This window comes from Streptomyces sp. DH-12, from assembly GCF_002899455.1.
Taxonomy (GTDB): domain Bacteria; phylum Actinomycetota; class Actinomycetes; order Streptomycetales; family Streptomycetaceae; genus Streptomyces.
Genome location: NZ_PPFB01000001.1, coordinates 1,738,292 through 1,761,383 on the forward strand (window position 1 = coordinate 1,738,292; position 23,092 = coordinate 1,761,383).

The 23,092-nt window shown below is 74.1% G+C and carries 27 protein-coding genes and 1 pseudogene; 18 read left to right on the plus strand and 10 right to left on the minus strand.

The window, feature by feature from the left end; translation table 11 throughout:
- Positions 1 to 80: 80 nt before the first annotated feature.
- A complete protein-coding gene (locus C1708_RS06680) occupies positions 81 to 983 on the minus strand; it encodes a GNAT family N-acetyltransferase (RefSeq protein WP_106411771.1) in 903 nt (300 codons plus the stop codon).
- Between the two features lie 220 nt (positions 984 to 1,203).
- Positions 1,204 to 1,500 carry an MmyB family transcriptional regulator gene (locus C1708_RS06685; RefSeq protein WP_241911189.1) on the minus strand — a complete coding sequence of 99 codons (297 nt, stop codon included), beginning with the start codon at positions 1,498 to 1,500 and terminating at the stop codon, positions 1,204 to 1,206.
- A gap of 108 nt (positions 1,501 to 1,608) precedes the next feature.
- Between C1708_RS06685 and C1708_RS06695 the strand changes: the two genes are divergently transcribed.
- On the plus strand, positions 1,609 to 2,385 hold the full coding sequence (locus tag C1708_RS06695; protein ID WP_106411772.1) for an aminoglycoside adenylyltransferase family protein: 777 nt from the start codon (positions 1,609 to 1,611) through the stop codon (positions 2,383 to 2,385).
- A 201-nt stretch (positions 2,386 to 2,586) separates the two neighbouring features.
- Here the strand turns inward: C1708_RS06695 and C1708_RS06700 are convergent, their stop codons facing one another.
- Together C1708_RS06700 and C1708_RS06705 are read right to left on the minus strand one after the other, a co-directional pair.
- Positions 2,587 to 3,048 carry a pyridoxamine 5'-phosphate oxidase family protein gene (locus tag C1708_RS06700; RefSeq protein WP_106411773.1) on the minus strand — a complete coding sequence of 154 codons (462 nt, stop codon included), beginning with the start codon at positions 3,046 to 3,048 and terminating at the stop codon, positions 2,587 to 2,589.
- A gap of 11 nt (positions 3,049 to 3,059) precedes the next feature.
- Positions 3,060 to 3,359, minus strand: a complete 300-nt coding sequence (locus tag C1708_RS06705; RefSeq protein ID WP_106411774.1) for a hypothetical protein — start codon at positions 3,357 to 3,359, stop codon at positions 3,060 to 3,062.
- A gap of 309 nt (positions 3,360 to 3,668) precedes the next feature.
- Between C1708_RS06705 and C1708_RS06710 the strand changes: the two genes are divergently transcribed.
- Positions 3,669 to 4,040, plus strand: coding sequence for a hypothetical protein (locus C1708_RS06710; RefSeq protein ID WP_133169055.1), 372 nt, complete (start codon positions 3,669 to 3,671; stop codon positions 4,038 to 4,040).
- A gap of 21 nt (positions 4,041 to 4,061) precedes the next feature.
- On the opposite strand, the gene C1708_RS06715 is transcribed toward C1708_RS06710, so the two are convergent.
- Positions 4,062 to 4,517 carry an ATP-binding protein gene (locus tag C1708_RS06715; RefSeq protein ID WP_106416189.1) on the minus strand — a complete coding sequence of 152 codons (456 nt, stop codon included), beginning with the start codon at positions 4,515 to 4,517 and terminating at the stop codon, positions 4,062 to 4,064.
- Positions 4,518 to 4,665: 148 nt separating this feature from the next.
- Here C1708_RS06715 and C1708_RS06720 point away from each other — a divergent pair, with 148 nt between their 5' ends.
- The 6 genes from C1708_RS06720 to C1708_RS06745 all read left to right on the plus strand — a co-directional run bounded on the left by C1708_RS06720 (position 4,666) and on the right by C1708_RS06745 (position 8,741).
- Positions 4,666 to 5,490, plus strand: a complete 825-nt coding sequence (locus C1708_RS06720; RefSeq protein WP_106411776.1) for a helix-turn-helix domain-containing protein — start codon at positions 4,666 to 4,668, stop codon at positions 5,488 to 5,490.
- Positions 5,487 to 5,684, plus strand: a complete 198-nt coding sequence (locus C1708_RS06725) for a DUF397 domain-containing protein (protein WP_106411777.1) — start codon at positions 5,487 to 5,489, stop codon at positions 5,682 to 5,684. The genes C1708_RS06720 and C1708_RS06725 overlap by 4 nt, the downstream gene beginning before the upstream one ends.
- Positions 5,681 to 6,331, plus strand: coding sequence for a hypothetical protein (locus C1708_RS06730; protein WP_106411778.1), 651 nt, complete (start codon positions 5,681 to 5,683; stop codon positions 6,329 to 6,331). The genes C1708_RS06725 and C1708_RS06730 overlap by 4 nt, the downstream gene beginning before the upstream one ends.
- A 58-nt stretch (positions 6,332 to 6,389) precedes the next feature.
- Positions 6,390 to 6,812 (plus strand): acyl-CoA thioesterase, encoded by a 423-nt coding sequence (locus C1708_RS06735; protein ID WP_106411779.1) that lies wholly within the window; start codon positions 6,390 to 6,392, stop codon positions 6,810 to 6,812.
- 286 nt (positions 6,813 to 7,098) lie between these two features.
- Complete coding sequence (locus tag C1708_RS06740; protein WP_106411780.1) at positions 7,099 to 7,983, plus strand: lysozyme; 885 nt, start codon at positions 7,099 to 7,101, stop codon at positions 7,981 to 7,983.
- Between the two features lie 104 nt (positions 7,984 to 8,087).
- On the plus strand, positions 8,088 to 8,741 hold the full coding sequence (locus tag C1708_RS06745; RefSeq protein ID WP_106411781.1) for a peptidoglycan recognition protein family protein: 654 nt from the start codon (positions 8,088 to 8,090) through the stop codon (positions 8,739 to 8,741).
- A 135-nt stretch (positions 8,742 to 8,876) separates the two neighbouring features.
- Here C1708_RS06745 and C1708_RS06750 read toward each other — a convergent pair whose 3' ends face one another.
- Positions 8,877 to 10,256, minus strand: coding sequence for an 8-oxoguanine deaminase (locus C1708_RS06750; RefSeq protein WP_106411782.1), 1,380 nt, complete (start codon positions 10,254 to 10,256; stop codon positions 8,877 to 8,879).
- Between the two features lie 209 nt (positions 10,257 to 10,465).
- Positions 10,466 to 10,717 carry a hypothetical protein gene (locus tag C1708_RS06755; RefSeq protein WP_106411783.1) on the minus strand — a complete coding sequence of 84 codons (252 nt, stop codon included), beginning with the start codon at positions 10,715 to 10,717 and terminating at the stop codon, positions 10,466 to 10,468.
- Between the two features lie 222 nt (positions 10,718 to 10,939).
- Here C1708_RS06755 and C1708_RS06760 point away from each other — a divergent pair, with 222 nt between their 5' ends.
- The 5 genes from C1708_RS06760 to C1708_RS06780 all read left to right on the plus strand — a co-directional run bounded on the left by C1708_RS06760 (position 10,940) and on the right by C1708_RS06780 (position 14,177).
- On the plus strand, positions 10,940 to 11,176 hold the full coding sequence (locus C1708_RS06760; protein WP_106411784.1) for a hypothetical protein: 237 nt from the start codon (positions 10,940 to 10,942) through the stop codon (positions 11,174 to 11,176).
- Between the two features lie 164 nt (positions 11,177 to 11,340).
- Complete coding sequence (locus tag C1708_RS06765; RefSeq protein WP_106411785.1) at positions 11,341 to 12,021, plus strand: TIGR04222 domain-containing membrane protein; 681 nt, start codon at positions 11,341 to 11,343, stop codon at positions 12,019 to 12,021.
- A 422-nt stretch (positions 12,022 to 12,443) separates the two neighbouring features.
- Positions 12,444 to 13,118, plus strand: coding sequence for a hypothetical protein (locus tag C1708_RS06770; RefSeq protein WP_106411786.1), 675 nt, complete (start codon positions 12,444 to 12,446; stop codon positions 13,116 to 13,118).
- A 43-nt stretch (positions 13,119 to 13,161) separates the two neighbouring features.
- Positions 13,162 to 13,707 (plus strand): GNAT family N-acetyltransferase, encoded by a 546-nt coding sequence (locus C1708_RS06775; protein WP_106411787.1) that lies wholly within the window; start codon positions 13,162 to 13,164, stop codon positions 13,705 to 13,707.
- Entirely contained in the window at positions 13,704 to 14,177 is a 474-nt protein-coding gene (locus C1708_RS06780; RefSeq protein WP_106411788.1) for a GNAT family N-acetyltransferase, read from the plus strand. Before C1708_RS06775 ends, C1708_RS06780 begins: the two co-directional genes overlap by 4 nt.
- A 7-nt stretch (positions 14,178 to 14,184) precedes the next feature.
- Here C1708_RS06780 and C1708_RS06785 read toward each other — a convergent pair whose 3' ends face one another.
- On the minus strand, positions 14,185 to 15,777 hold the full coding sequence (locus C1708_RS06785; protein WP_106411789.1) for an AMP-binding protein: 1,593 nt from the start codon (positions 15,775 to 15,777) through the stop codon (positions 14,185 to 14,187).
- On the minus strand, positions 15,774 to 17,447 hold the full coding sequence (locus C1708_RS06790; RefSeq protein WP_106411790.1) for an AMP-binding protein: 1,674 nt from the start codon (positions 17,445 to 17,447) through the stop codon (positions 15,774 to 15,776). The genes C1708_RS06785 and C1708_RS06790 overlap by 4 nt, the downstream gene beginning before the upstream one ends.
- A gap of 158 nt (positions 17,448 to 17,605) precedes the next feature.
- Between C1708_RS06790 and C1708_RS06795 the strand changes: the two genes are divergently transcribed.
- The 4 genes from C1708_RS06795 to C1708_RS35800 all read left to right on the plus strand — a co-directional run bounded on the left by C1708_RS06795 (position 17,606) and on the right by C1708_RS35800 (position 22,235).
- The gene (locus C1708_RS06795; protein WP_106411791.1) at positions 17,606 to 18,436 is read left to right on the plus strand and encodes a helix-turn-helix domain-containing protein; all 831 of its coding nucleotides are present in this window, start codon (positions 17,606 to 17,608) and stop codon (positions 18,434 to 18,436) included.
- 152 nt (positions 18,437 to 18,588) lie between these two features.
- Positions 18,589 to 21,399, plus strand: a complete 2,811-nt coding sequence (locus C1708_RS06800; protein ID WP_106411792.1) for an ATP-binding protein — start codon at positions 18,589 to 18,591, stop codon at positions 21,397 to 21,399.
- Positions 21,400 to 21,702: 303 nt separating this feature from the next.
- The gene (locus C1708_RS33965) at positions 21,703 to 21,846 is read left to right on the plus strand and encodes a hypothetical protein (protein ID WP_157951252.1); all 144 of its coding nucleotides are present in this window, start codon (positions 21,703 to 21,705) and stop codon (positions 21,844 to 21,846) included.
- Between the two features lie 86 nt (positions 21,847 to 21,932).
- A complete protein-coding gene (locus C1708_RS35800; protein WP_342210881.1) occupies positions 21,933 to 22,235 on the plus strand; it encodes a hypothetical protein in 303 nt (100 codons plus the stop codon).
- A gap of 18 nt (positions 22,236 to 22,253) precedes the next feature.
- Here C1708_RS35800 and C1708_RS34950 read toward each other — a convergent pair.
- A pseudogene (locus C1708_RS34950) lies at positions 22,254 to 22,427 on the minus strand (winged helix DNA-binding domain-containing protein); the annotation flags it as partial.
- 188 nt (positions 22,428 to 22,615) lie between these two features.
- Between C1708_RS34950 and C1708_RS06815 the strand changes: the two are divergent.
- Positions 22,616 to 23,050, plus strand: coding sequence for a hypothetical protein (locus C1708_RS06815; RefSeq protein ID WP_106411794.1), 435 nt, complete (start codon positions 22,616 to 22,618; stop codon positions 23,048 to 23,050).
- Positions 23,051 to 23,092 lie beyond the last annotated feature (42 nt).

Consider the following 23,092-nt stretch of genomic DNA (forward strand, 5'->3'; position numbering starts at 1 on the left):
CTCCTTGCCCTCGGCGTCGCTCCGGGCGGCGCCCGCGCTCACCGCGCGGGCGCCGCCCGGAGCTTCTTCACGGTGAGGGGCTAGGCCTGTCGGGCCGCCTCCGGGTGGAAGTTGACGCGTTCGCTGACGACGGGGAAGCCGGCCCTGGTGAAGGCGGCGGCCATGGGGGCGTTGCCCCGGTCCGTGGCCGCGCTGACGTGCTCCGCGCCCCGCTCGACGAGGAAGCGGGTGCATTCCACGAGCAGGTCGTAGGCATAGCCGTGCCCCCGCTGCTCCGGGACGACTCCGACGAAGCCGATGGCCGGTCCGGAGGGGTTGTGGACCGGGATGTGGATGCCGGCCAGGTCGCCCTCCGGCGTGTGCGCGGTCTGCCACCACTCGCGTGGGGAGGGGCACCAGTGGAAGAAGTCGAGTTCCTCCTGGGCGGCCTGGTCGAGGCCGCCCTCCTCCACGGCCTTGAGCGCGTGGGCGTCCAGGGTCACGGAGTGGATGCGGCGCAGGGCGTCGAAGAAGACGGTGTCGTCGGGTTCGGCGCTGAAGCGCAGGCGTCCGGGCCGGTCGGGCAGACCTCGCTCCGGGGTCCAGCGGTACAGGAAGCGTTCCACCAGGAGTTCGTACCCGGCGGCGCGTGCGGCGGCGAAGCGTGCCTCGGCGGGTGGGCGCAGGCCGGGCTCGTCCCGCCAGCCGCCGGGCAGGTTGATCTCGAGTTCGACCTGCCAGGGGGCGGAGCGCAGGAGTGCGGCCCCCGCCTCCTCCTCGCCCCCGGCCACGTCGAACCAGTTGATGGTGACGGGCTCCGGGTCGTCGGGCCCGCCCCACCACGCGCCGCGCGCCACGACCTCGCCGTCGCGCAGGGCGACGCGCTTCCAGTCGGGGCGGAACCGGGTGCGCCGGTGGGCCTCACGGGCGCCCAGCGGGTCGGGGAGAACGTCGAAGAGGTGGGCGTCGCTCGCGGAGAGCGTGCGGATGACCGGATCGGTCATGGATTCCTCCGGGATGCAGCTGCTGCTCGAAGCGCTCCCGGTCAGAACTCGTCAAGCACGCCGGGACAGCGGGGAAGGGAGCGCTGGAAAGGTGTGAACCGCACGGCACTCGCCTCCTTCCGTCCGTCTCAGGGCGTGGAGGCACACGGTACGCGGGCGCCCTCATCACGTCCACACGTTGCGCCGGGTCCCGCCCCGTCCCGCGTCCGGTGCAGAGCCGTCAGGGCCGCCGCCGGGGGGATCCGGGCTCGGCCGTGAAGGTGACCAGGGACCGGTGCGGTTCCGTCGGGACGTCGAACGTCTGCTGGGTGACGGTCAGTTCGCCGACGGCCGGGTGGGCGAGGGCGTGGACGTCGCGGCCGCAGGGGGCGACGGTGCGGGCGTCCCAGAGCGCGACGAACTCCGGGCTCCGGGAAGCCAGTTCGGCGATCAGGGCGGCGAGGTACGGGTCCCCCGGGTTGCGGGCCGTGAGGATGCGCAGGTTGCCGACCACCGCGCCCTCGTGTTCCCCGTCCACCTGCCGGGCCAGGGCGCCTTCGAGATCCGCCGCGAGGGCAGCGGCTTCGGGCTCTCCCGCCGGGCGCCGTTCTCCCGTACCTGAGCGTCGCCGGGAGACACTCGTGCGGTGGATCAGGTACGAGGAGTCGTGGAGCTCGTCGCCCGTGTGCTGGGCCGGGAGGTCATCGGTGTCTACCTCCACGGCTCCTCCGTGCTCGGCGGGCTCAAGCCGGCCAGTGACGTGGACGTGCTGGCCGTCTCCCGGCGCCGGCTGGACGAGGAGGAACGGCGGCTCCTGCTCAGCGGGCTGCTCCGGATCTCCGGCATGCGGGACGGCGTCCGCCCGGTCGAGCTCACTGTCGTCGTCCAGTCCGAGGTACGCCCGTGGCGGTACCCGCCGACCTGCGACTTCCTCTACGGCGAGTGGCTGTGGGCGGAGTACGGGGCCGGGAAGGTGCCTCGCCCGGAGCCGATGCCCGACCTGGCCCTGCTGATCACCGCGACGCTGGCCGGCGACCACCCCCTCACCGGCCGGCCCCCGGCACAGGTCCTCGATCCGGTCCCGCACGCCGACCTGATCCGGGCGAGCACGGCGGGCATCCCCGGCCTGCTCGACGACCTGGACAGCGACACCCGGAACGTCCTGCTGACCCTCGCCCGCGTCTGGGCCACGCTCGCCACGGGCCGCATTCTGCCGAAGGACGCCGCCGCCGACTGGGCACTCCCCCGTCTGCCGCCCGAACAGCGCCCCGTCCTCGAACACGCCAGGCAGCTCTATCTCAACTCCTCCTACGCGGAGGAGAGATGGAGCGAGCCACTGCGCGCGCAGGTGCGTCTCCACGTGGACCACGTGCTCACCGAGATCGGCCGCCTGCACGGGCCGGGGCGATTCACCGTGCGGTAAGGGCCGAGGCAGGCGGCACGGGGGCGGATCCCCTGAAAGCGGTGGAAACCCCCGCCCGGTGGAGGAGAGCCATCTGGTCGCGTCGTTCACCGGCGGACGGAACGGGAACGCATCACCCGGGCCGTCACCGATCTGCAGAGGTCCCGCGCCGCCGCCCGCCCCGACGGGCGGGCCGTCGGGGCGAAGCCGCCGTCCGGGGGGTCACTCCAGCCACGTTCCGTCGCGCATGACGACTCTTCCGCGCAGTTCCGGCACGCCACGCCATGCCCGCACGGTCCTCGGAACCACGCGTACGTACAGGTAGGGCTCCTCTTCCGCGCGCGGATCCCATCCGAACTTGGCGGCGAACGCCTCCGCCGCGTCGTCGGGCGCCTCGCGGTCGGGGAAGCACTCCGCCTCGCCCTGGAGGAGCACCACGTCGAAGGTGTCCGGCAGCGCCAGACGCACACGCGGCTCCGTGCGGACGTTCCGCACGGCCGCGGACGCGGCACCGGTGCACATCCACACCGCTCGCCCGTCCCACAGGAACCACAACGGCACCTGATGCGGCCCGTGATCAGGGTGAGCCGTCGACAGCCACACGTCCCGCTCGGTGCCGAGCCGCTCGATCACGTCGCGCACGCGCTCCGCCGTACCGCGACGAGCGGTCTCCGTGGGTTCCATGAAGATCGACCTTAGGCGGCGATGCCGCGCGCCGCTGGGAGGAGCACCTCCTTCTGCGTGAGCGCGTCGTCGAGCACCTCGGCCATCTTCCGGAGCCCGTCTGACGGAGGGCCGGGGTCAGCCTGCACGAGGACACCCGCCTCGAGGCCGGGCCGGCGAGCGTGCCCTGGCAGGCCTCCGCCCGGTACCGCATTGGAGTCCTGGTCGCGGCACAGCATCACGTTCGGCTCGCGGCCGGGCGTGCTGTGGATCGGGACGCCCGCGGGGCGTTGTCCGAAGTGGACGTCGAGGCCCGGGAACCGGTCGATCATGCCGTGTCGTCCGGGTCCCGGACGACGGCGCCGAACTGGAGACCCACCTCGTCGTGACCGACGGCACCCGCACGTGGGAGGCGGACGATCCGGCCACGGCGGCCGAGGCCGACGCGTGACGGCAACTCCCTTTCTCTCAGCGCTACATGAACTGCACGGTCACAGGTTTCCGGCCGCGGATCCGGAGCAGAGGGGTAGAGGCCACTGGGGAGGGGTTTCCATCGCATGCCTGTGTTCCGCCGCTGTACCCGCGCCACCGTCGAGACCGCGCCGGCACAGAGACCGGCCTTCGCTGTCACCCTCGAGGACTTGCGGGCACTCGAACGCATCACGAGCCACGCGCGCACCCAACTGGCGCGGCACGCCGGAGAAAGGGACCTGGGCGTCATCGACCAGGCCAGCGGCTACTGGTTGATGCTGACGCTGTCGGAGCGCGCCGGCGCCGCCCGTGCTCTCGGCCACGCCGGAATACCGATGCTCGTGGAAGAGGCCGAAACGGTGCGGACGGTGCTGTTGAACCTCGAGTCCTACGGTGGGGAGACGACGGCGCTCGCCGAGGGCCACGAGCTGCTCGACCGCATCACCCTGCTGAGTCAACTGCCGCGTTCCGCCAGCCACGTCGGGGGTGTGCTCACGCTGCCGGACGAGGCTCCGGAGGCCGACGCCCTGTCCGTCACGTGATTCTGCAGGGGTCCGGCCCGGTCACTCCAGAGGGACTTCGCACCAGACCGTCTTCGTGTACGGGTCCCCGGCGGTCGTGCCCCAGTGGGTGGACAGGGACTCGACCAGGAGCAGGCCCCGGCCGGACTCCCCAGCGGGATCGGCCGGGGTGAGGGCGCCGGGGAGCGGGGGGCTGCGGTCCGGGCGGGCGTCGGTGACCTCGATACGGAGCGTGGCGTCCTCCGCGTACAGGGTCAGGCGGAGGGCGACGTCACGGCCCGGCACCCGCCCGTGCCGCACGGCGTTCGTCGCCAGCTCGGCCACCAGCAGGGACGCCGTCCGGTTGCCCTCGGAGTCGTACGGCCAGCCCCACGTCGCCAGTCGCTCCGCCGTGAGGCGCCGGGCCAGCCGGGCGCCCCTGGCCGTGGCCGACAGGCGGATGCGGAAGTGGCGGGTGGGTCCGGCGTGTTCGTTCACCGGGGCGATCTCGACGTCCATGTCACTCAGCGTGTCCATCCGGCTCCGCCGTGAACAGTCCCGGCGGTCGGACCCGGACGCGCCGTACGGAAGCCGTCCGGGCCTGTCCGGGTCGCGACGCGTGACATCCCGCTCCCTCCGTGAGTTGAACCCGCGGAGGTGTGGGGACATGAGCGTGGAACCTTACGGAGCGGACGAGGAGTCGGCGGCCGTCCTGCGGACCGTCGGCCGCGTCATCAAGATGTGCCGGGAGCGGGCGGGGCTGACCCAGGCCGGCCTCGGCGCGCAGATCGGCTACAGCGAGGAGCAGGTCTCCTCCGTCGAGCGGGGACGCAGGGCGCCGATGGAAGAGTTCCTCGACGCGGCCGACCGCGTTCTTGAGGCCAAGGGCCTCATCAACGCCCTCAAGGGCGATGTGGAGAAGGCCCGCTTCCCGAAGAAGGTGCGGGACCTCGCCAAGCTGGAGGCGGAGGCCGTCGAGATCTGCGCCTATGACAACTCCGTGGTCAACGGCCTGCTTCAGACGGAGGAGTATCAGCGGGCCGTGTTCCGTTCACGGCGGCCCGCCTTCACCGAGGAGGAGGTCGACCAACTGGTCGGTGCCAGGCTGGCCAGGCAGGAGATCGTGCGGCGGATCGACACCGCCTTCACCTTCGTGCACGACGAGGCCGCGCTTCGACGGCCCGTCGGGGGCAAGATGGTTCTGCGGCGCCAGCTCGAACGGCTGTTGGAGGTCGGGCGGATGCGGAACGTCGAGATCCAGGTCCTGCCCCTGGACTCCGAGGACAACGGCGGACTGGACGGTCCCTTCCACCTGCTGCGGCTCAGGGACGGCGCCACCGTGGGGCACAGCGACATTCAGCTCGTCAGCCGGCTGACCTCGGACCGGCGAGAGATCCAGATCCTCGAACTGCGCTATGGGATCATCCGGGCACAGGCCCTCACGCCCCGCACGTCACTGACCTACATCGAGAAGCTGCTGGGAGAGACATGACTGCGCAGTCCCGCACGGAACCGACCTGGCGCAAGAGCAGCTACAGCAACCCCGACGGTGCCGCCTGCGTCGAGGTGGCCACGGCACCCCGCACCATCCACGTCCGCGACTCCAAACACATAGGCGGCCCCCACCTCACCTTCGCCCCCGCCCCCTGGGCCGCCTTCCTCCCCTACGCCTCCGGACGCCGATGACCCGACCGCCCACCGCCGCCCAGCGCCGGCTGATCGAGGCCGCCGATCCCGGGACCGGGCGTCTCAAGGGGACCGAGGCCCAGCTCACCGCGCTGGTGAAGCGCGGGCTCGCCTTCCGGCACCCTCGGCCGCCGCACGACCACTTCCTCACGCCCGCCGGGCACCGGGTACGCGAGGCACAGGACGAACCACCCGAGCCGAGCGAGCCGCAGGCCGGGGCTCAGGCGCCCGCCGCCACCGCGGGCGTCTTCAGCGCCCGCGCCGGCGGCGAGGCCGTACCCCCCGCCGAGGGTCCCGCCCGCACGCGGGAGGTCCGCAGCGCCTGGCACGGCATGCTCGAACTGCGCCGCATGACCAACCCCGACGGGTCGACCGACCGGCCCTGCGGCTGGGAGCGCACGCACCTCGTGCAGGCCGCCGCGCTCGCGCTGGAGGCGGCCGGGCACCGGCCGGCAGGAGCGGACGGTGAGGGCGGCTACCGGGTGCGGGACACCCCGCAGCCGGAGGCCGTCGCCGTGGACGCGCCGGACGCCGCCGCGTTGCGGGCCTGCGCACGGACGCTGGAGGGGGCCGGCTGGCAGGCCGGTGAGTACACGGAACCCAGGACGCGGAGGCGCTACCTCCTGGCCTCTCCGCGCCGCGTCTGAGGGGCGTGCCAGGATCGGTGGATCGGGCGACGATCCGGACAGGTGTGAAGGGGACGCAGTGAGCGAGCCGTATTCCGTCCGCGTGACCGTGCGCGGTTACGAGACCGACGTGCAGGGGCACCTCAACCAGGCCGTGTACCTGAACTACGCGGAGCACGCGCGCTGGATGCTGCTCCAGGCGGCCGGGATCACCCAGTCCCGCTTGCAGTCGCACGGCGTGGGGCCGGTCGCCCTGGAGACCACCATCCGCTACCGGCGGGAGCTGCTCGCCGGTGACGAGGTGGACGTGAGCTGCGTCTTCGACTGGGGCGGCGGCAAGACCTTCACCATCGAGCAGACCGTCACCAGGACGGACGGCACGGTGGCGGCCGAGATCACGGCCGTGGGCGGTCTGCTGGACCTGGAGCGGCGCAAGCTGGTGGCGAACCCTCCGGACGTCTTCCGCGAGCTGGCCGAGGATCCGGCCGCCTTGGGTCTGTAGGGCCGGCAGGCCGTCAGGAGAGGCCTCACCCACCGGGTTCCGGGACACCGGAACCCGGTTCCTGCTTTCATCCGATGAAAGTTTCCTCCGTTCGGCTCCCAACTTTCCTGGCAGTCCGCTCCTACAGTGGACCAGACCACCAGAGAAGCAAGGAGACTCTTTACACGCTGTGAATCTACGTGCGTAACTAATGACGCGCGCACGTCAAGAAACACGGAACTGCCCAGGTGGCAGCGGCCGACGTCACCTCCTTCTCATCCCCACATGTGCCAGGAGGCAAGCCCCCATGCAGGTACTCCCCCACCTCCCCCGCCTCGGCAGACGCACGGCCACCGCGCTCGGCGTCCTCGGCGCCGCACTGGCGCTCACGGCCACGTCCGCCGTCGGCGCGAACGCCGCACCCCAGCCCGACCCGCAGCCCCTCACCGTCAAGCCCGGCCAGGCGTACATGGGTGTCGGCGCCCGCATCCACGAGGGCGTCCCCGCCGCCGAGGAGCCGTCGCGAGGGCTGCTGGCGCCCACCGACGGCGTGCAGGGCATCGACGTCTCGAACTGGCAGGGAAGCATCAACTGGACCTCCGTGCGCAACGCGGGCATCCAGTTCGCCTGGATGAAGGCGACCGAGGGCACCAGCTACAAGGACCCGCGCTTCAACACCAACTACCCCGCCGCGCACGGCGCCGGCGTGATCCGCGGGGCGTACCACTTCGCGCTCCCCAACACCTCCAGCGGGGCCACCCAGGCCGCGTACTTCGCGAGCAACGGCGGCGGCTGGTCGCGCGACAACCTCACGCTGCCCGGCGTGCTGGACATCGAGCACAACCCGTACGGGGCGATGTGCTACGGCCTGTCCACGACGCAGATGCGCACGTGGATCAACGACTTCTACACCACGTACAAGGCGCGCACGAGCCGGGACGTCGTCATCTACACGACGGCGAGCTGGTGGAACACCTGCACCGGCAACTGGACCGGCATGTCGGCCAAGAGCCCGCTGTGGGTGGCGCACTGGACCTCCGCCGCGTCGCCGACCATCCCCGTCGGCTTCCCCACCTGGACGGTGTGGCAGTACACCTCGACCGGGTCGGTCCCCGGCATCTCGGGCAACGTGGACCGCAACCAGTTCAACGGGTCCCGCGACCGGCTCCTGGCCCTCGCCAACAACACGTGACGGCCTGACAGGCCCGTACGCACGCGACCACACGGAGGGGCCGGCCGTCCTCGGACGCCGGCCCCTCCCCGTTCCCCCCACCCGTCCTCTCCCGAGGAGTGATCGTGCATCCCAGGAACCTCTTCCGGCGCCGCCTCCTGATCGCCGGCGCGGCCGGACTCGCCGCCGGCGCCGTGCCCGGTGTCGCGCACGCGCGCGGCCACGCCGCCGTGCAGCCGGACATAGACGGCACGAAGGTCTGGGGCGCCCGGGCCCCGCGCGGAACCATCAGCGTCCTGCAGTACCGGCCCAGCCGGATCGTGGTCCACCACACCGTGTCCGCCAACTCCGCCGACCACTCCCGCGCCCAGGCGCACGCGCACGCCCACTGGGTGCAGGACCTGCACATGGACGGCAACGGGTGGGTGGACACCGGCTACAACTTCCTGGTCAGCCGCGGCGGCTGGATCACCGAGGGCCGGACCGGCAGCCTCACGGCGCTCACCGGCGGGCGGACCTTCGTGCTCGGCGCCCACACCTCCGGGCAGAACAGCGCGGCCATCGGCATCGCCTGTGAGGGCGCCTACCACGCGGGCGCGCAGCCGCCCGAGGCGCAGTGGGAGGTCCTGGTGACCCTGTGCGCGTACGCCTGCGACCAGTACGGCATCGCGTCCACGCAGATCTTCGGCCACAAGGACTACGGCTCGACGCAGTGCCCGGGCGTCTACCACGACATGCTGCCGCAGCTCCGCGCGGAGGTGGCGGCGGCCCGGGCCTGACGGAGCACCGCCCGCGCGGTCCCCCAGGGCGCCGGCGCCCCCGGCGCCGGCGTGGTGGCCAGGACGGGCGGTGCGGCGGGCGTGGGGTGCCGTCTCCGGGGCGCGGCCGGGCGTGCCCCGGAGACGTGCGGGGGGTCAGGCGTGCCCGGCGATCCTGGCGAGGCGTCGCGCCTCGGCGCGGGTGGTGCGGGCGACGGCGTCCTCGTCGGCGGTGAGCAGCCGGCCGTTCCCGACGATCTGACGGCCGTTCACGAAGGACGCGGTGACCGGGGCGGCGGCGCCGAACACCAGGGCGGTGACCGGGTCGGCGATGGAGGCGTGGGCGAGGGTGTCCATCCGCCAGAGCACCAGGTCGGCGAGCTTGCCCGGCTCCAGGGACCCGATCTCCGCCGCGCGGCCCAGCACCCGCGCCCCGCCGTAGGTTCCGAGGCGCAGCGCCTGGCGTGCCGTGAGGGCCTTCTCGCGGTGCGCGCCGAGGCGGTTGATCAGCAGGGCGTTGCGCAGTTCGGTGTGGAGTTCGCCGGACTCGTTGGACGCGGTGCCGTCCACGCCGAGGCCGACGGGGACGCCGGCCGCGAGCATGTCGGGGACGCGGGCGATGCCGGCGGCGAGGCGGGCGTTGGAGGACGGGCAGTGGGCGACGCCGGTGCCGGTGCGGGCGAAGGCGGCGATGTCGGAGTCGGTCATGTGGACGCAGTGCGCCATCCACACGTCCTCGCCGAGCCAGCCGGCGGACTCGAGATGGTCGGTGGGGCCCATGCCGAACGACTCGCGGCAGAACTTCTCCTCCTCCACGGTCTCCGACCCGTGGGTGTGCAGCCGTACGCCGAGGCGGCGGGCGAGTTCCGCGCCCTGGCGCAGCAGTTCGGTGGAGACGGTGAACGGGGAGCAGGGGGCGACGGCGACCTGGGTCATCGCGCCGGGCGAGGCGTCGTGGTGGCGGTGCACCGTCTCCTCGGTGGCGGCGAGCGCGTCGTCGAGCGTCTCGACCGCGAAGTCCGGGGGCAGCCCGCCGTCCTTCTCGCCACGGTCCATGGAGCCGCGGGCGAGGATGAAGCGGACGCCCATGTCGCGGGCGGCGGTGATGATCGCGCCGGAGAGGTCTCCGGAGCCGCGCGGGAAGACGTAGTGGTGGTCCACGGCGGTGGTGACGCCGCCGCGGGCCATCATCGCGAGGGATCCCTGGGCGGCCGCGTGCACCATCGCCTCGTCGATGTGCGCCCAGGTCGGGTAGAGCGCGACGAGCCAGTCGAAGAGGTTGTGGTCGGTGGCCAGGCCCCGGGTGAGCCACTGGTGGAAGTGGTGGTGGGTGTTGACCAGCCCGGGGGTCGCGAGATGGCCGGTGGCGTCGATCCGGCGGGCCACGTCCTCCAGGCCGCCGGGGGCCGGTCCGGGGCCGAGCGACTCGATGCGGTCGCCGGCGAGGACGAGGTGTCCGGTGGCGTACTCGGTGTCGGCCGCGTCGACGGTGGCGATCGCGCAGTTCTCGATGACCGTGCGCCGGTCTGCTGCCATGGTGCGTCCTTTTCGCGTACGGGGAGAGGGCACGGCAGGACCCCGGGGGGCGAGTGCCGTGACCGGTGGGGCCGGGTCCGGGTACCCGGCCCCGGGTGCCGATGCGGGGGTGCGGTCAGAGGGTGGTGAGGTCCACCGGTGTCCGCGGCTCGCAGCCGTCCCGCAGGACCGTGGCCTCGATCAGGCCGTGGGGCGGTCGGCGGCCCCGCTCACCGGCCGTCCTCCCCGACCACGTCGATCTGCAGCGAGACGCGGGTGGCGCCGGCGGCCAGGGTGCGGCGCAGCAGGGCGCCCACGGCGGCCGGCACCGCGTCGGCGCCGCCCTCGGCGGTGTTGCCGAACGGCCCGACGTGCACCGCGTCCAGACCGGCAGTCCCGACGACCTCACGCACCACCACGGCGTGCTCGGGCGCCTCGTCGAGGTCGAAGGGCTCGGTCGTGAGCTCCACTCGCAGTCGCACGGGGCCAACCCACCGACCCCTCGGCCGCCCCTCACCGGCACGAACGATCGCCAGTCAGCGGGAGTACCACTGCGGCATACGGAAAGCGGCGGAGGGAGCCCGGCCCGACGGGATGAGCGGACCAGCGCCTCACCGTCCAGCCGGCGCGGCGGCCGTCGCCGCGCCCCCGAGCCCTCCCCCTCCCGGCGTGCGGATCCGGCCGGTGCGCAGCAGCCTGGGGGCATGGCACATCCGACGGAGCATCCGCACATCGTGGTCCACGCGCCGGCCCTGGACGGCTCCCGGCGGGTCACCTCCGACGACGAGACGCTGGGCATCGCCGCGCACGCCGACGACGTGGGCGAGATCCTGCGCCTGGCCGACCTGTACGTCACCGACGTCGAGGAGACGGACGTCATCGAGTGGCAGGGCGGCGGCCCGGACGACTGGCCGGGACTGTCCGAACACCACGAGCCGTGAGCGCACCCGTACGGCACCGTCCGCAGGACGGCTACGACACCCTCAAATGAACCTCTGAAGACGGCACCCCGAGGCTTGGGCGGGCCCCGCGCGCGGGAACCATCCCCGCACACGGGGCCCGCCGGCACGGGGGCGGCGGGCCCCTTGTCCGAGGGGGTCCTGCCATGACCGACACCGCGCGCGTCCGGGGGACGCCGCACGAGATCGCCCTGCTGGCCGGGGGTCCGCGCGCCGCCGTCACGGTGGCCGTCGTGGCCCTGCACCTGCGCGGAGCCGTCGAGGCGGGCGCGCCGGGAACGGTGAGGGCGGTCGACAACGAGGCGGGGCGGGCGCTGCCGCCGCTGCCGGAGGACGGCGTCCCGGCCGAGTCGCGTGTCCTCCATCTGGAGAGTGCGGTCCACCGGCGCCTGCACGAGCCGTGCGACGTGCCGGAGGTGGCGCGTGACCCGGACGTCCGCTGGATGCTGGCCGAGCTGCGGGTGGGGCTCGCCGACGACGGCATGCTGGGACTGCCGCTGCTGCGTCCGACACGGGCGGCCCGCCGTCGCCTGCACGTGCTGCGCACCGCGTGTCCCGTCCCGGCGAGCCGGGCCGGCCTGTCCGACGAGGCGAAGCTGCTGGCCGTCGCCCTGCACGGCGAGGCGGCCCTGCGCGTCCTCGTCCCCCGCTTCGCCCTGCGCGCGGGCCTCGTCGAACGGGTCCGCCTGCGCCGCAGGCGCCCGCTGCGCCTGTCGTCACGCCACCACGGCAACGGAGGCGGCTACACGGGCCACCTCTACTGCGGAGGCGGGGGCGGCTGCGGGAGCGGCTGCGGAGGGGGGTGCGGCGGGGGCGGGGGCCCCTGAGGCGCCGTGCGAAGGGACCCGGCAGCCCTCGGCCACGGGGGACGCACCCTCGACATGGCGCGCGAGGGTGCGGCTGATGCCGCCGGACGCCTCGAGCGCCGCGTGGAACGGGTCGATCGCCGCACCGGGGACACCGAACGCGACGCGCTCGCGCTCTCGCTCGCTCTCGCGGACTCGACCGCCGCGCGGGCAGCCGTCGTTCGGGGCGCGGAGTACTCCTGCCCCGGCTTCCCGGATGCGCACGCCCGTCGCGCCCCGCGGTGGGCCGCCTCCGTCGACGTCGCGACACGGAATGTTTTCTCCGCTGTCCGGAACGGGTGTGAGAGCGCTGGGCGGAAGCCGTCGAGAGAGCGGCACAACCGCCGGACACCGGCGCGCGGGAGGGGCACGATGGGCGTGCCTCGAGAACACGGGAGTGGACCATGCCCGAGAGCCTCCCGGTGCGCTGTCCCGCCTGTCGGCGCTCGCACCGCTACACGGCACCGGCGTACCCCTGCGCCTGCGGTGCGCCCGTCGCCGCGCCGCTGGACCCCGACCGGGTCCCGGCCACCGTCGGGCACCGCTCCTGGCGGGAGGAATGGGTGACCGTGCGCTGCGGCAGCTGCGGCACGCGCGGCGAGTGGCCGCAGCCCGAACTGGGCTGCCCCTGCGGGACCGTGCTGCGCATCCCGGTGGCGGGCGAGCGGACGGGGGCGCCGGCTTCCGGCAGGACGCGGCGGCCCGCCGTCCCGGCTCCGCCGATCCGCACCGCCCGCGACGCGGTCACGGCCGCCGCGCTGTACCTGCGCCGCCTCGGCCACGACGACATCCGGCGCGCGGACCAGCGGCCGACGTCCGGCATCGGGCTGGCGGGCCGGGGCGTGCTGGCCCAGCTCGACCCCTCGGCGCGGCCGGCGACCCCGCGGGACGTGGAGTGCCTGTGGCTGAACGCCATGACGGAGTCCGCGGCCTGCCTGTACTTCTCCCTCGCCGGCTACACCGAGGAGGCCCGCGCCCGCGCCGACGCCCTGGACGTCCCGCTGTTCCTCCTCGGCCCTTCGGGCGCCGCCCGCCCGGAGAACGCCCCGGCCGTGACGCTGGACGCGGGCGCGTCCTGAAACTCGGACGACGCGCGGGCCGGGCGCGTCCGATACTCGTCGGATGCGCATCCGTCCCGCCGCCCCCGGCGATCTGCCCGCCCTCCAGGACATCGAACGGGCGGCCGGCGCGCCGTTCCGCGACCTCGGCATGCCGGAGATCGCCGACGACGCACCGCCCGCCCTGGACGTGCTGGAGCGCTACCGGACGGCGGGCCGCTGCTGGGTCGCGGCCGGCGAGGGGGACGGCCGGCCCGTCGCGTACCTGATCGCCGAGCCGGTGGACGGCGCCCTCCACGTGGAGCAGGTGTCCGTCCACCCGGACGCGGCCCGCCGCGGCGTGGGCCGCGCACTGCTCGCCCACGCCGCCCGCCGGGCCCGCGAGGAGGGCCTGACCGCCCTCACCCTGGCCACCTTCACCGACGTCCCGTGGAACGCCCCGTACTACGCCCGCCTCGGCTTCCGCGCCCTGCGCGAGCCCGACCTCACCCCGGGCCTGCGCCGCATCCGCACCGAGGAGGCCGCCCACGGCCTCGACCGGTGGCCACGCGTGTGCATGCGGCTCGAACTGCCGCAGGACGACGAGACGTTCGGCAGACTGTCACGATGACGATCAGAGCGGCACGCGCGCACGACTTCCCCGGATTCCTCGGCCTGGCGGCCCAGGTGGAGCAGTGGTTCGGGCCGATGGTCGAGGAGCCCGGATTCCACGACGCCGTGCGCGAGCACATCGACGGCCGGGACGGCCGCGCGGCGCTCGTCGCCCCGTCCTCCGGGCCGGACCTCCTCGGCGGGCTGCTGTTCGGGACGGAGGGGCCGACGTACCACGTGCACTGGCTCGTCGTCTCCCGACGGGCCCGCGGCACGGGCATCGGGCGTGCGCTGCTGGAGGAGGCGGTGCGCCGCTGGGTGCGCGGACCCGGCGAGATCGAGGTGGCCACCTTCGGGGGCGACCACCCCGGCGCCGTCGCCGGCGGCGCCCGCGTCTTCTACGAGCGGCTCGGCTTCACCCCCGCCGAGGCCGCCGCTCCGGGGCCGGAGGGCGGCTCCCGGCAGGTGTTCCGGCGGACGGTCGGCTGAGCGGGGCTCAGCCCGTCGCGTACCGCTCGCGGAGTTCGATCTTGCGGACCTTGCCCGAGACGGTCATCGGGAAGGACTCCAGGAGTTCGAGGCGGCTCGGCACCTTGTAGTGGGCCAGGCGGCCGTCGCAGTACGCCTTCAGCTCGTCCAGGGTGAGCGGGTCGGCCGGGTCGCGGGGGATGACGCAGGCGAGGACCTCCTCGCCGTAGCGTTCGTGCGGGACCCCGACGACCTGGACGTCCGCGACCTTGGGGTGGCCGTGGAGGAACTCCTCGATCTCACGCGGGTAGATGTTCTCCCCGCCCCGGATGATCATGTCCTTGATGCGGCCGACGATCTCCACGTAGCCGTCGTCGCGCATCACCGCGAGGTCGCCGGTGTGCATCCAGCGGCCCCGGTCGATCGCCTCGGCGGTCTTCTCCGGCTCGTCCCAGTAGCCGAGCATCACGCTGTAGCCGCGGGTGCACAGCTCGCCGGAGGCGCCGCGCTCCACGGTGACGCCGGTGGCCGGGTCGACGATCTTCACCTCGATGTGCGGCAGCACCCGGCCGACGGTGCCGGTGCGGTGCTCCAGGTCGTCGTCCATGCGCGTCTGCAGGGACACCGGGGAGGTCTCCGTCATGCCGTAGCAGATGGAGACCTGTTCCATGTGCATCTCGGCGACCACCCGCTTCATCACCTCCACCGGGCACGGCGAGCCCGCCATGATGCCGGTGCGCAGGGAGGTGAGGTCGTACGCGGCGAAGTCGGGCAGGTTCAGCTCGGCGATGAACATCGTCGGCACGCCGTACAGCGAGGTGCAGCGCTCCTGCTGGACCGCGCGCAGGGTGGCCGCCGGGTCGAAGGACGGGGCGGGGATGACCACGCAGGCGCCGTGCGAGGTGGCCGCCAGATTCCCCATCACCATGCCGAAGCAGTGGTAGAAGGGCACCGGGACGCACACCCGGTCCTGCTCGCTGTAGGCGATCAGCTCACCCACGAAGTAACCGTTGTTGAGGATGTTGTGGTGGGAGAGGGTGGCGCCCTTGGGGAAGCCGGTGGTGCCCGAGGTGTACTGGATGTTGACGGGGTCGTCGCAGGACAGCTCCGGCCAGACGGGGTCCGGGGTGGCGCGGGCGGTCAGCGCGTCCCAGCCGGGGTCGCCGATGTACACGACCTCCCGCAGCTCGGGGCATCTGCCGCGCACCTCCTCCGCCATGGCCCGGTAGTCGCTGGTCCTGTGGCTGACGGAGGCGATGAGCAGCCGGACGCCGGACTGCTTGAGGACGTACTCCACCTCGTGCGTGCGGTACGCCGGGTTGATGTTCACCAGGATCGCGCCGATGCGGGCGGTGGCGTACTGCGTGAACACCCACTCGGGGCAGTTGACCGCCCAGATGCCCACCCGGTCGCCCTCGGCGATCCCGGAGTTGAGCAGGGCGGACGCCAGCTGATCGACCTGCGCGCCGAATTCGGCGTAGGTCCAGCGCCGTCCGGACGGGACGTCGACGAGGGCCTCGCGGTCGGGCCAGGCGGCGACCGTGCGGTCCAGGCCGGCGCCGATGGTGTCACCGAGCAGAGCCGTCCCGCCGGTGCCGTGGCTGTAGGAGAGCGCGGTCACCGGAAGTCCTCCTCGCGGTACTCGTGGTCCGAACCGGCCGCCGTCGCCTCGCGCAGTTCGATGCGGCGGATCTTGCCGGAGACGGTCTTGGGCAGCTCGCCGAACTCCAGCCGGCGGACGCGCTTGTAGGGGGCCAGCGTCTGCCGGGAGTGCTCGAAGAGCACCTTCGCGGTGTCGGGACCGGGCTCCCAGCCCTCCGCGAGCACGACGTACGCCTTCGGCACGGCCAGCCGCAGCTCGTCCGGCGCGGGCACCACGGCCGCCTCGGCGACCGCCTCGTGCTCCAGCAGCGCGCTCTCCAGCTCGAACGGGCTGATCTTGTAGTCGGACGCCTTGAACACGTCGTCCGCGCGCCCGACGTAGGTGATGTAGCCGTCCTCGTCGCGGGCGCCGATGTCGCCGGTGCGGTAGTAGCCGCCCGCCATCGCCTCCGCCGTGCGCTCCGGGTCGCCGTGGTAGCCCGTCATCAGGCCCACGGGCCGCTCGGACAGGTCGAGCGCGATCTCGCCCTCCGTCGCGCCGGGCGCTCCCGAGACGGGGTCGAGGAGTTCGACGCGGTAGCCGGGGCTGGGGCGGCCCATGGAGCCGGTCTTGAGGAGCTGGCCGGGGCTGTTGGAGACCTGCACGGCGGTCTCGGTCTGTCCGAAGCCGTCCCGGATGGTGACGCCCCAGACGCGCCGCACCTGGTCGATGACCTCCGGGTTGAGGGGTTCGCCCGCGGCGACGACCTCGCGGGGCGGGGTGCGCAGCCGGCCCAGGTCGGACTGGATGAGCATGCGCCACACGGTGGGCGGGGCGCAGAAGGTGGTGACGCCCGCCTTGTCCATCTCGGCCAGCAGGCGGGGCGCGTCGAAGCGGGTGTAGTTGTGCAGGAAGACGGTCGCCTCCGCGTTCCACGGGGCGAACAGGTTGGACCAGGCGTGCTTGGCCCAGCCGGGCGAGGAGATGTTGAGGTGCACGTCGCCGGGGCGCAGGCCGATCCAGTACATGGTCGCCAGGTGCCCGATCGGGTACGACGTGTGGGTGTGCTCCACCAGCTTGGGGCGGGCGGTGGTGCCCGACGTGAAGTAGAGCATCAGCGGGTCGTCGGCGAGGGTCGGCCCGTCGGGCGCGAACCCGTCGGCGGCGCCGTACGCGTCGGCGTACGGCAGCCAGCTCCCGCCGGGCTCCTCCCCCACCGCGATGCGGGTGTAGTCGCCGGGCACCTCGTCGAACTTCGCGGCGTCCGCGGAGCGCGCGACGACATGGCGGACCCGGCCGCGGCCGACGCGGTCGCGCAGGTCGGCGGGGCCGAGCAGCGGGGTGGCCGGGATGACCACGGCGCGCAGCTTCATCGCGGCCAGGGCGGTCTCCCACAGCTCCGCCTGGTTGCCGAGCATCACCAGCACCCGGTCCTCGGCGGCCACGCCGCGCTCCCGCAGCCAGTTCGCGACCCGGTCGGAGCGGCGGGACAGGCCGGCGAAGGACAGCCGCGTCTCCCGGCCGTCCTCCTCGACCAGGTGCAGGGCCGTGCGGTCATTGCCGTCGGCGATCACGTCGAACCAGTCCAGGGCCCAGTTGAACCGGTCGGGCCGGGGCCAGGCGAAGTCCCGGTAGGCGGTGGCGTAGTCCTCGCGGTGTTCCAGCAGGAAGTCCCGGGCCCTGCGGAACTGCTCCGTCCCCGTCGTCATGCGTCCTCCTCGGTGCCGGACCTTGCCGGGCGGCTCACCGCCATCGTGTAATCCGTGATGCAGGTCTCACTACCCCCGAACGGGGGTGTGCGCCCGCACAGGGGCCGCGGTGAAGGGGCGATCAGGTGACAGCAGACCCGACGGGGACGGGCGGGGCGGTGGAGATCCGGGGCGCGCTGGCCCGGCTGCGGCGTGCGACGGGGCTGCCGGTGGCGTTCGGCGGGCTGGTGGAGCCGGGGCGCCGGCAGGTGCGGATCAGCGAGCTGAGCGGCACCGCCACCCCGGCGCTCAGCTTGCTCGCGGTGACCCCGGGCAACGGCCTGGGCGGCAAGGCGGTGGCGCTCGCCCGGCCGTGCGCGGTGACGGACTACTCCGTCTCCCGGCAGATCAGCCACGAGTACGACGCCCCGGTCGCCGCCGAGGGCCTGCGCGCCGTGGTGGCCGTGCCCGTCGTCGTACGGCGGCGGGTGCGGGCGGTGCTGTACGGGGCGCTGCGCGCGGCCCGGCCGCTCGGCGACCGCACCCTCGGGGAGGCGGTGCAGGTCGCGCGGGACGTCGAGCAGGCCCTGCTGGTGCGGGAGGAGGCGGCGGAGCTGCTGGTGGCGGCCGGCCCCGCGCCCGAGCCGGGGGCGGGTGCGCGGTGGGAGCCGGGGGCGGGGGCGCACCGCGAGCGGGTGCGGGAGGCGCACGCGGCGCTGCGGGCGCTGGCCCCGCGGATCGCCGACCCCGCGCTGCGGGCGGAGCTGCTGGAGGCGTGCGCCCTGCTCACCGCGCGGGAGGCGCCGTCCGGGGCGGTGCGGCTCGCGCCCCGGGAGGTGGACGTCCTGGCCTGTGTCGCGGCGGGGGCGACGAACGGGGCGGCCGGCGAGCGGCTGGGGCTGACGGCCGAAACCGTCAAGGCGTATCTGCGGTCCGCGATGCGGAAGCTGGGGGCGCGGACCCGGGGCGAGGCGGTGGTCGCCGCCCGCAGGGCCGGGTGGTTGCCGTAGATTCGCGGTGTTCTCCCCCGGACGGCATGAGCACGATACACCTTTGATGTACAGGTGATCGGAACGTTGTCCTTTGCCTCACTCCACCGTCCGCCGGAATTGAGGACCCTGTTGCCTAATATTGGCCAGGACACGCCACACGGAGGGGAGCGGTGACCGTGCGACGGGACGACAAGGAGCCTGCCAGGTACCGCCCCGACCTGGTCATCGGCCGGGACGAGCTGTTCGCCGACGCCAGGGCGCAGCTCGCGCGCGGCGGCAGCGTGCTGCTCCACGGTCCCGCCGGAATAGGAAAATCGACCGTGCTGCGGGCACTCGCGGCGGAAAACGCGGCGTCGGCCTCCCGTGTGCTGCGCTGCTCCGCCACGGAGTCCGAATCCCATCTGCCGTTCCTCGCGCTGGCCGACCTGTTCGGGCTGGTGCTGGACGAGGTGGCCCCCCGGCTGCCCGCCGCCCAGCGCACCGCGCTGGAGTCGGCGCTCACCGGGCGCGGCGAGTCCACCCTCCAGCGGGACGGCCTCGCCCTGCGGCTCGCGGTGCTGTCCACGCTGCGCGCGCTGTCCGCCGAGGGCCCCGTCCTCGTGGTCGCCGACGACCTCCAGTGGCTCGACCCGGCCAGCGCCGAACTGCTCGGCTTCGCCGCCCGCCGGCTGGGCGACAGCCCGGTGCGCGTGCTGTGCGCGGTGCGCACCGAGGGCGAGGAGTACGACCGTCATCTGCGTGCCTGCCCGCCGGACACGCTGGCCGTGCGGCTGGGCCCGTTCTCCCGCACCCAGGTGTCCGCGCTGCTCGACCACCGCGGCTACACCAGCCTGTCCCGCTCCACCGTCCGGGACATCCACCGCACCAGCGGCGGCAACCCGCTGTTCGCGCTGGAACTCGGCCGCGCCCTCGCGGAGAGCCCCACCCGGCCCCGGCCCGGCGAGCCGCTGCCGGTGCCGACCTCGTTGCGGGCGCTGGTCCTCAGCCGCCTGGAGATGCTGTCCGACGAGGCCCGCCGCACCCTGCTGGTGGCCAGCGCCGGCGCCCGTCCCACCCTGGCCCTGCTGCACGCGGCCGGCCGGGACAACGCGGAGGCGGAGACCGCGCAGGCCGCCTCCCTGGGGCTGCTCATCACGGACCCCGAGGACCCGGCGCTGCGCTTCACGCATCCCCTGATCTCCGCCGCCCTCTACGCGGAGGCCCCGGCGCGGGAGCGGAGGGCCGCGCACACGGCGCTGTCCACGGCGGCCTCCGACCCGATCGAGCGCGCCCGGCACCTGGCGCTCGCCGCCACCGGCCCCGACCCGGAGGTGGCGGCCCGGCTGGCCGAGGCCGCCGCGATGGCCCGCGACCGCGGGGCGCCGTCGGTCGCCGCCTCCCTGGGGCTGCTCGCCGCCCGGCACACCCCCGCCGACGGCACGCCCGCCCCCGACGAGCGGCGGCTGCAGGCCGCCGAGGACGCGATCACCGCCGGCGAGGTCGACCTGGCCCGGGACATCGCCCGCGAGGTGCTGACCCGGGCGACGGCGCCGGCCGAGCGGGTGCGGGCGTGGATGGTGGTCATCGAGGCGGCCGGGCAGGCGCTCGGCGAGGTCGACGCGGTGTTCCCGCAGGTGCTCGCCGACGCCGGCGACGACCCCCGGCTGCTCGCCCTGGTCCACTACCAGCTCGCCTGGCGCGAGGTGGTGGTCAACGGCGACTTCGCGAAGTCCCGGCAGGAGGCCGCGCACGCGGCGGAACTGGCCGCGCGCGGCGGGGACCGGCGCACCGAGCTGATGGCGCTCGCCTTCCAGTCGTCCACCGAGACCCTGATGGGCCACCCCGACGCCCCCGCCACCATCCGGCGCGCGCTCCAGGAACCCCAGGACCCCGACGTCGCCAGCCACCACAACGGCGCCGCGATGGCCCGGTTCCGCTGGCTGCTGATGAGCGACCAGCTCCCCGAGGCCCGTACGGCCATCACCGCGCTGCTGCGGGAGGCGCGGCGGCGCGGCATGGTCGAGAGCGAGGTGCACTTCTCCCGGCTGCTCGCCGACACCGAGCTGCGCTTCGGGCACTGCGGGCGCGCCCTCGACCTGGCCGGGGAGAGCCTGCGGCTGGCCCGGGACTCCGGCATCGGCGAGAGCGCGTCCGCCATGCTCGCCTCCGTCGCGGAGGCGTCCGGCGGGGACGTGGACCGGGCGCTGGCCCTGGCGCGCGAGTCCGCCGACCACGCCGAGGTGGACGGCGACCAGCTCTACCTCTCCCTGGCCCTGGCGGCCCTGGGCTACGCGCAGCTGGTGTCCGGGGACGCGCAGGCCGCGGTGCGCTCGCTGCGCCGGGTGCGCGAGCTGGAACAGGGCATGGGCATCATCGACCCGGCGCGCGGCCGCTGGCAGGGCGACCTCGCCGAGGCGCTGGTGCGGATCGGCGAGCCCGGCGAGGCGCAGGAGCTGATCAACGTCACCCGGGTGCACGCGCTGCGGCTGAACCGGGCGAGCGTGCTGGCGGTGCTGGACCGCGCCGAGGCGCTGGTGCGCGCGGCGCGCGGTGAACACCAGCCCGCCATCGCCCAGTTGACGTCGGCGCAGGAACGTCTGGCCAAGCTGGGTTACGGCCTGGAGGAGGCGCGGGCCGCCTTCGCGCGGGCCCGGCTGCGCTCCCGCGGGCCCGGTCCCGCCGGGTACGACGAGGCGGCCCGGCTGTTCCGGCGGTGCCGCGCGCTGCCGTGGCTGCGGCAGGTGGACGAGGCCGTGGCGGCGGGACCGGCGGAGGCGGAGCCGGTGCCCGCGGCGACCCCGGCCGCGCTGGACGGGCTGGCCTCGATGGAGCGCCAGGTCGCCGCGCTGGTCATGGAGGGGGCGACCAACCGGGAGATAGCCGGGCGCCTGTTCATCAGCGTCAAGACCGTCGAGGCGACGCTCACCCGGGTCTACCGCAAGCTCGGCATACGCTCCCGCGTGGACATCGTGCGGCTCGCGGCGGGGCGCCGGGCGCCGTAGGCGACGCCCCGTGACCCGGGTCACGGGGCTTTCGCGACCCGGGTCACGACGGGGGCCGTCGCCCCGTGCCGCGAGGACCTTCCGAGGGCGCCGTCATCGGCCGGGCCGGCCGGAAACGGGCCGGTCCGCGCCCGGCGACCGAGGGTTTTCCCTGTCCGGCTCCCTTAGGGGGTTCCCTCATTGGGACGGCTCCCGGACCGGTTCTAGCGTGTGACACGTGCCGATCGCTCGGGCACATCGGAACCACCACCGATGCCCGGCCCCCCACCCCGTGCGACCCCCACCGGCAACTGGAGGAGACCCATGTCAGGGCTCACCCGCACCGAGCCGTCCGCCCCCGGATGCGCCACCGCCGCCGCGACCGCACCGGTCTCCTTCTCCCCCGTCCTCCCCGCCGCGGACCGTGCCGCCGCCGCACCGCGCCGCCGCCCGGGGACGGCCCCATGATTTCCTGAGCACCCCTCAGGTCACGACCAGGGGGCGTTGCGGGCTTCCACGAGCAGCCCGCAACGCCCCCTGTCCAGCGCCCTCAGGTGTCCGCCGGGCTCCTGCGGGCTCAGCCCCGCACCGTCCCGAAGCGGATGTCGTACGCCGTCCCCGGATGCAGCGCCCCGGGCATCCGCTCCGCCTCGGCCGTGATCCCCGCCCGCCTCGGCCGTGACCCCCGCCCGTCGCGTCCGGTCGAGCCGCCCGAACGGCTCGATCACCAGGGCGTCGTCGTCCAGGCGCCACAGTCCCGCCAGGAAGCCGTCCACGAGCAGGGCGCGGTAGGGATGTTCCCCTGCCGGTGCCGGCCCTTCGGCTCGGGCGGCACGACGCGGGTGCGGTCGGTGTAGCCGGGCGGCGAGGGCCTAGCAGGGCGGCTTGACGTTCTGCGCCTGGAGGCCGACCAGGTGCTCGACGGCGGCCGTCGCGGACATCGGGGAACGGCTCAGCAGCAACTGCCGTGCCAGGGCCGCCCGGTTCAGCGCGCGGGGGCCGAGGACGGGCTGCGACGGCGGGGCGGTGGTCCGCTTCGGCTTCGTCATGGGAGTCACGCCAGCGAGGCAGTAGGCCGGATCCCGTCCGCTTTCCCCGCTCCGGACAGCGCCGGGACAGCCGTCTCCTTCCTGGACGGAGCGCGGCGAGGTGTAACGCCGTGGCACTCCGCGGCGCTGACTGTCTGGGGCCGGACTCCGGCCCCGGCAGAACGTCCCCCCACGAAGGAAAGACCCCCATGACTTCCTCCGCCCCCTCCCCCGACGGCCTTCCGGTCTACGACAGTCTCGTGCGTGAGCGCGGTGACGTCGTGGCCGAGGTCCGCGAGGTGGCCGAGCGGACCCGGTTCGAGGTCCGCCAGGCACTGGCGGGCACCGTCCGTCCCCGGCAGCCGCAGGCCGGCCCGCGTCAGCAGCAGGGCCCCGGCGGCCCGCGTCAGCCGCAGGGGGGTCCGCGTCAGCCGCAGGGCGGGACCCGTCAGCCGCAGGAGTCCGGACTGCCGCAGGGGCGAGGCCAGGGTCATGGGCAGCCGCAGGGCGGCGCTCCGCAGGGACCGGGCCCCCGTCGGCAGGAGGACGGACCTCGGCAGGAGGGCGATCTTCGGCAGGAAAGCGGTCCTCGCCAGGACGATGCCCCGCAGCAGCAGGAGGAGCGGCGGCCCGACGCCGGCTGATCGCCGGCCGGTGGCACTGACCGCCGGCCGCTGATCCCGGGC

Coding starts and splice junctions, on each gene's coding strand:
- C1708_RS06680 (WP_106411771.1), bottom strand. CDS start 983: ATGACCGATCCGGTCATCCGCACGCTCTCCGCGAGCGACGCCCACCTC.
- C1708_RS06700 (WP_106411773.1), bottom strand. CDS start 3,048: ATGGAACCCACGGAGACCGCTCGTCGCGGTACGGCGGAGCGCGTGCGC.
- C1708_RS06705 (WP_106411774.1), bottom strand. CDS start 3,359: ATGATCGACCGGTTCCCGGGCCTCGACGTCCACTTCGGACAACGCCCC.
- C1708_RS06715 (WP_106416189.1), bottom strand. CDS start 4,517: ATGGACGTCGAGATCGCCCCGGTGAACGAACACGCCGGACCCACCCGC.
- C1708_RS06720 (WP_106411776.1), top strand. CDS start 4,666: ATGAGCGTGGAACCTTACGGAGCGGACGAGGAGTCGGCGGCCGTCCTG.
- C1708_RS06725 (WP_106411777.1), top strand. CDS start 5,487: ATGACTGCGCAGTCCCGCACGGAACCGACCTGGCGCAAGAGCAGCTAC.
- C1708_RS06730 (WP_106411778.1), top strand. CDS start 5,681: ATGACCCGACCGCCCACCGCCGCCCAGCGCCGGCTGATCGAGGCCGCC.
- C1708_RS06740 (WP_106411780.1), top strand. CDS start 7,099: ATGCAGGTACTCCCCCACCTCCCCCGCCTCGGCAGACGCACGGCCACC.
- C1708_RS06750 (WP_106411782.1), bottom strand. CDS start 10,256: ATGGCAGCAGACCGGCGCACGGTCATCGAGAACTGCGCGATCGCCACC.
- C1708_RS06760 (WP_106411784.1), top strand. CDS start 10,940: ATGGCACATCCGACGGAGCATCCGCACATCGTGGTCCACGCGCCGGCC.
- C1708_RS06765 (WP_106411785.1), top strand. CDS start 11,341: ATGACCGACACCGCGCGCGTCCGGGGGACGCCGCACGAGATCGCCCTG.
- C1708_RS06770 (WP_106411786.1), top strand. CDS start 12,444: ATGCCCGAGAGCCTCCCGGTGCGCTGTCCCGCCTGTCGGCGCTCGCAC.
- C1708_RS06775 (WP_106411787.1), top strand. CDS start 13,162: ATGCGCATCCGTCCCGCCGCCCCCGGCGATCTGCCCGCCCTCCAGGAC.
- C1708_RS06780 (WP_106411788.1), top strand. CDS start 13,704: ATGACGATCAGAGCGGCACGCGCGCACGACTTCCCCGGATTCCTCGGC.
- C1708_RS06790 (WP_106411790.1), bottom strand. CDS start 17,447: ATGACGACGGGGACGGAGCAGTTCCGCAGGGCCCGGGACTTCCTGCTG.
- C1708_RS33965 (WP_157951252.1), top strand. CDS start 21,703: ATGTCAGGGCTCACCCGCACCGAGCCGTCCGCCCCCGGATGCGCCACC.
- C1708_RS06815 (WP_106411794.1), top strand. CDS start 22,616: ATGACTTCCTCCGCCCCCTCCCCCGACGGCCTTCCGGTCTACGACAGT.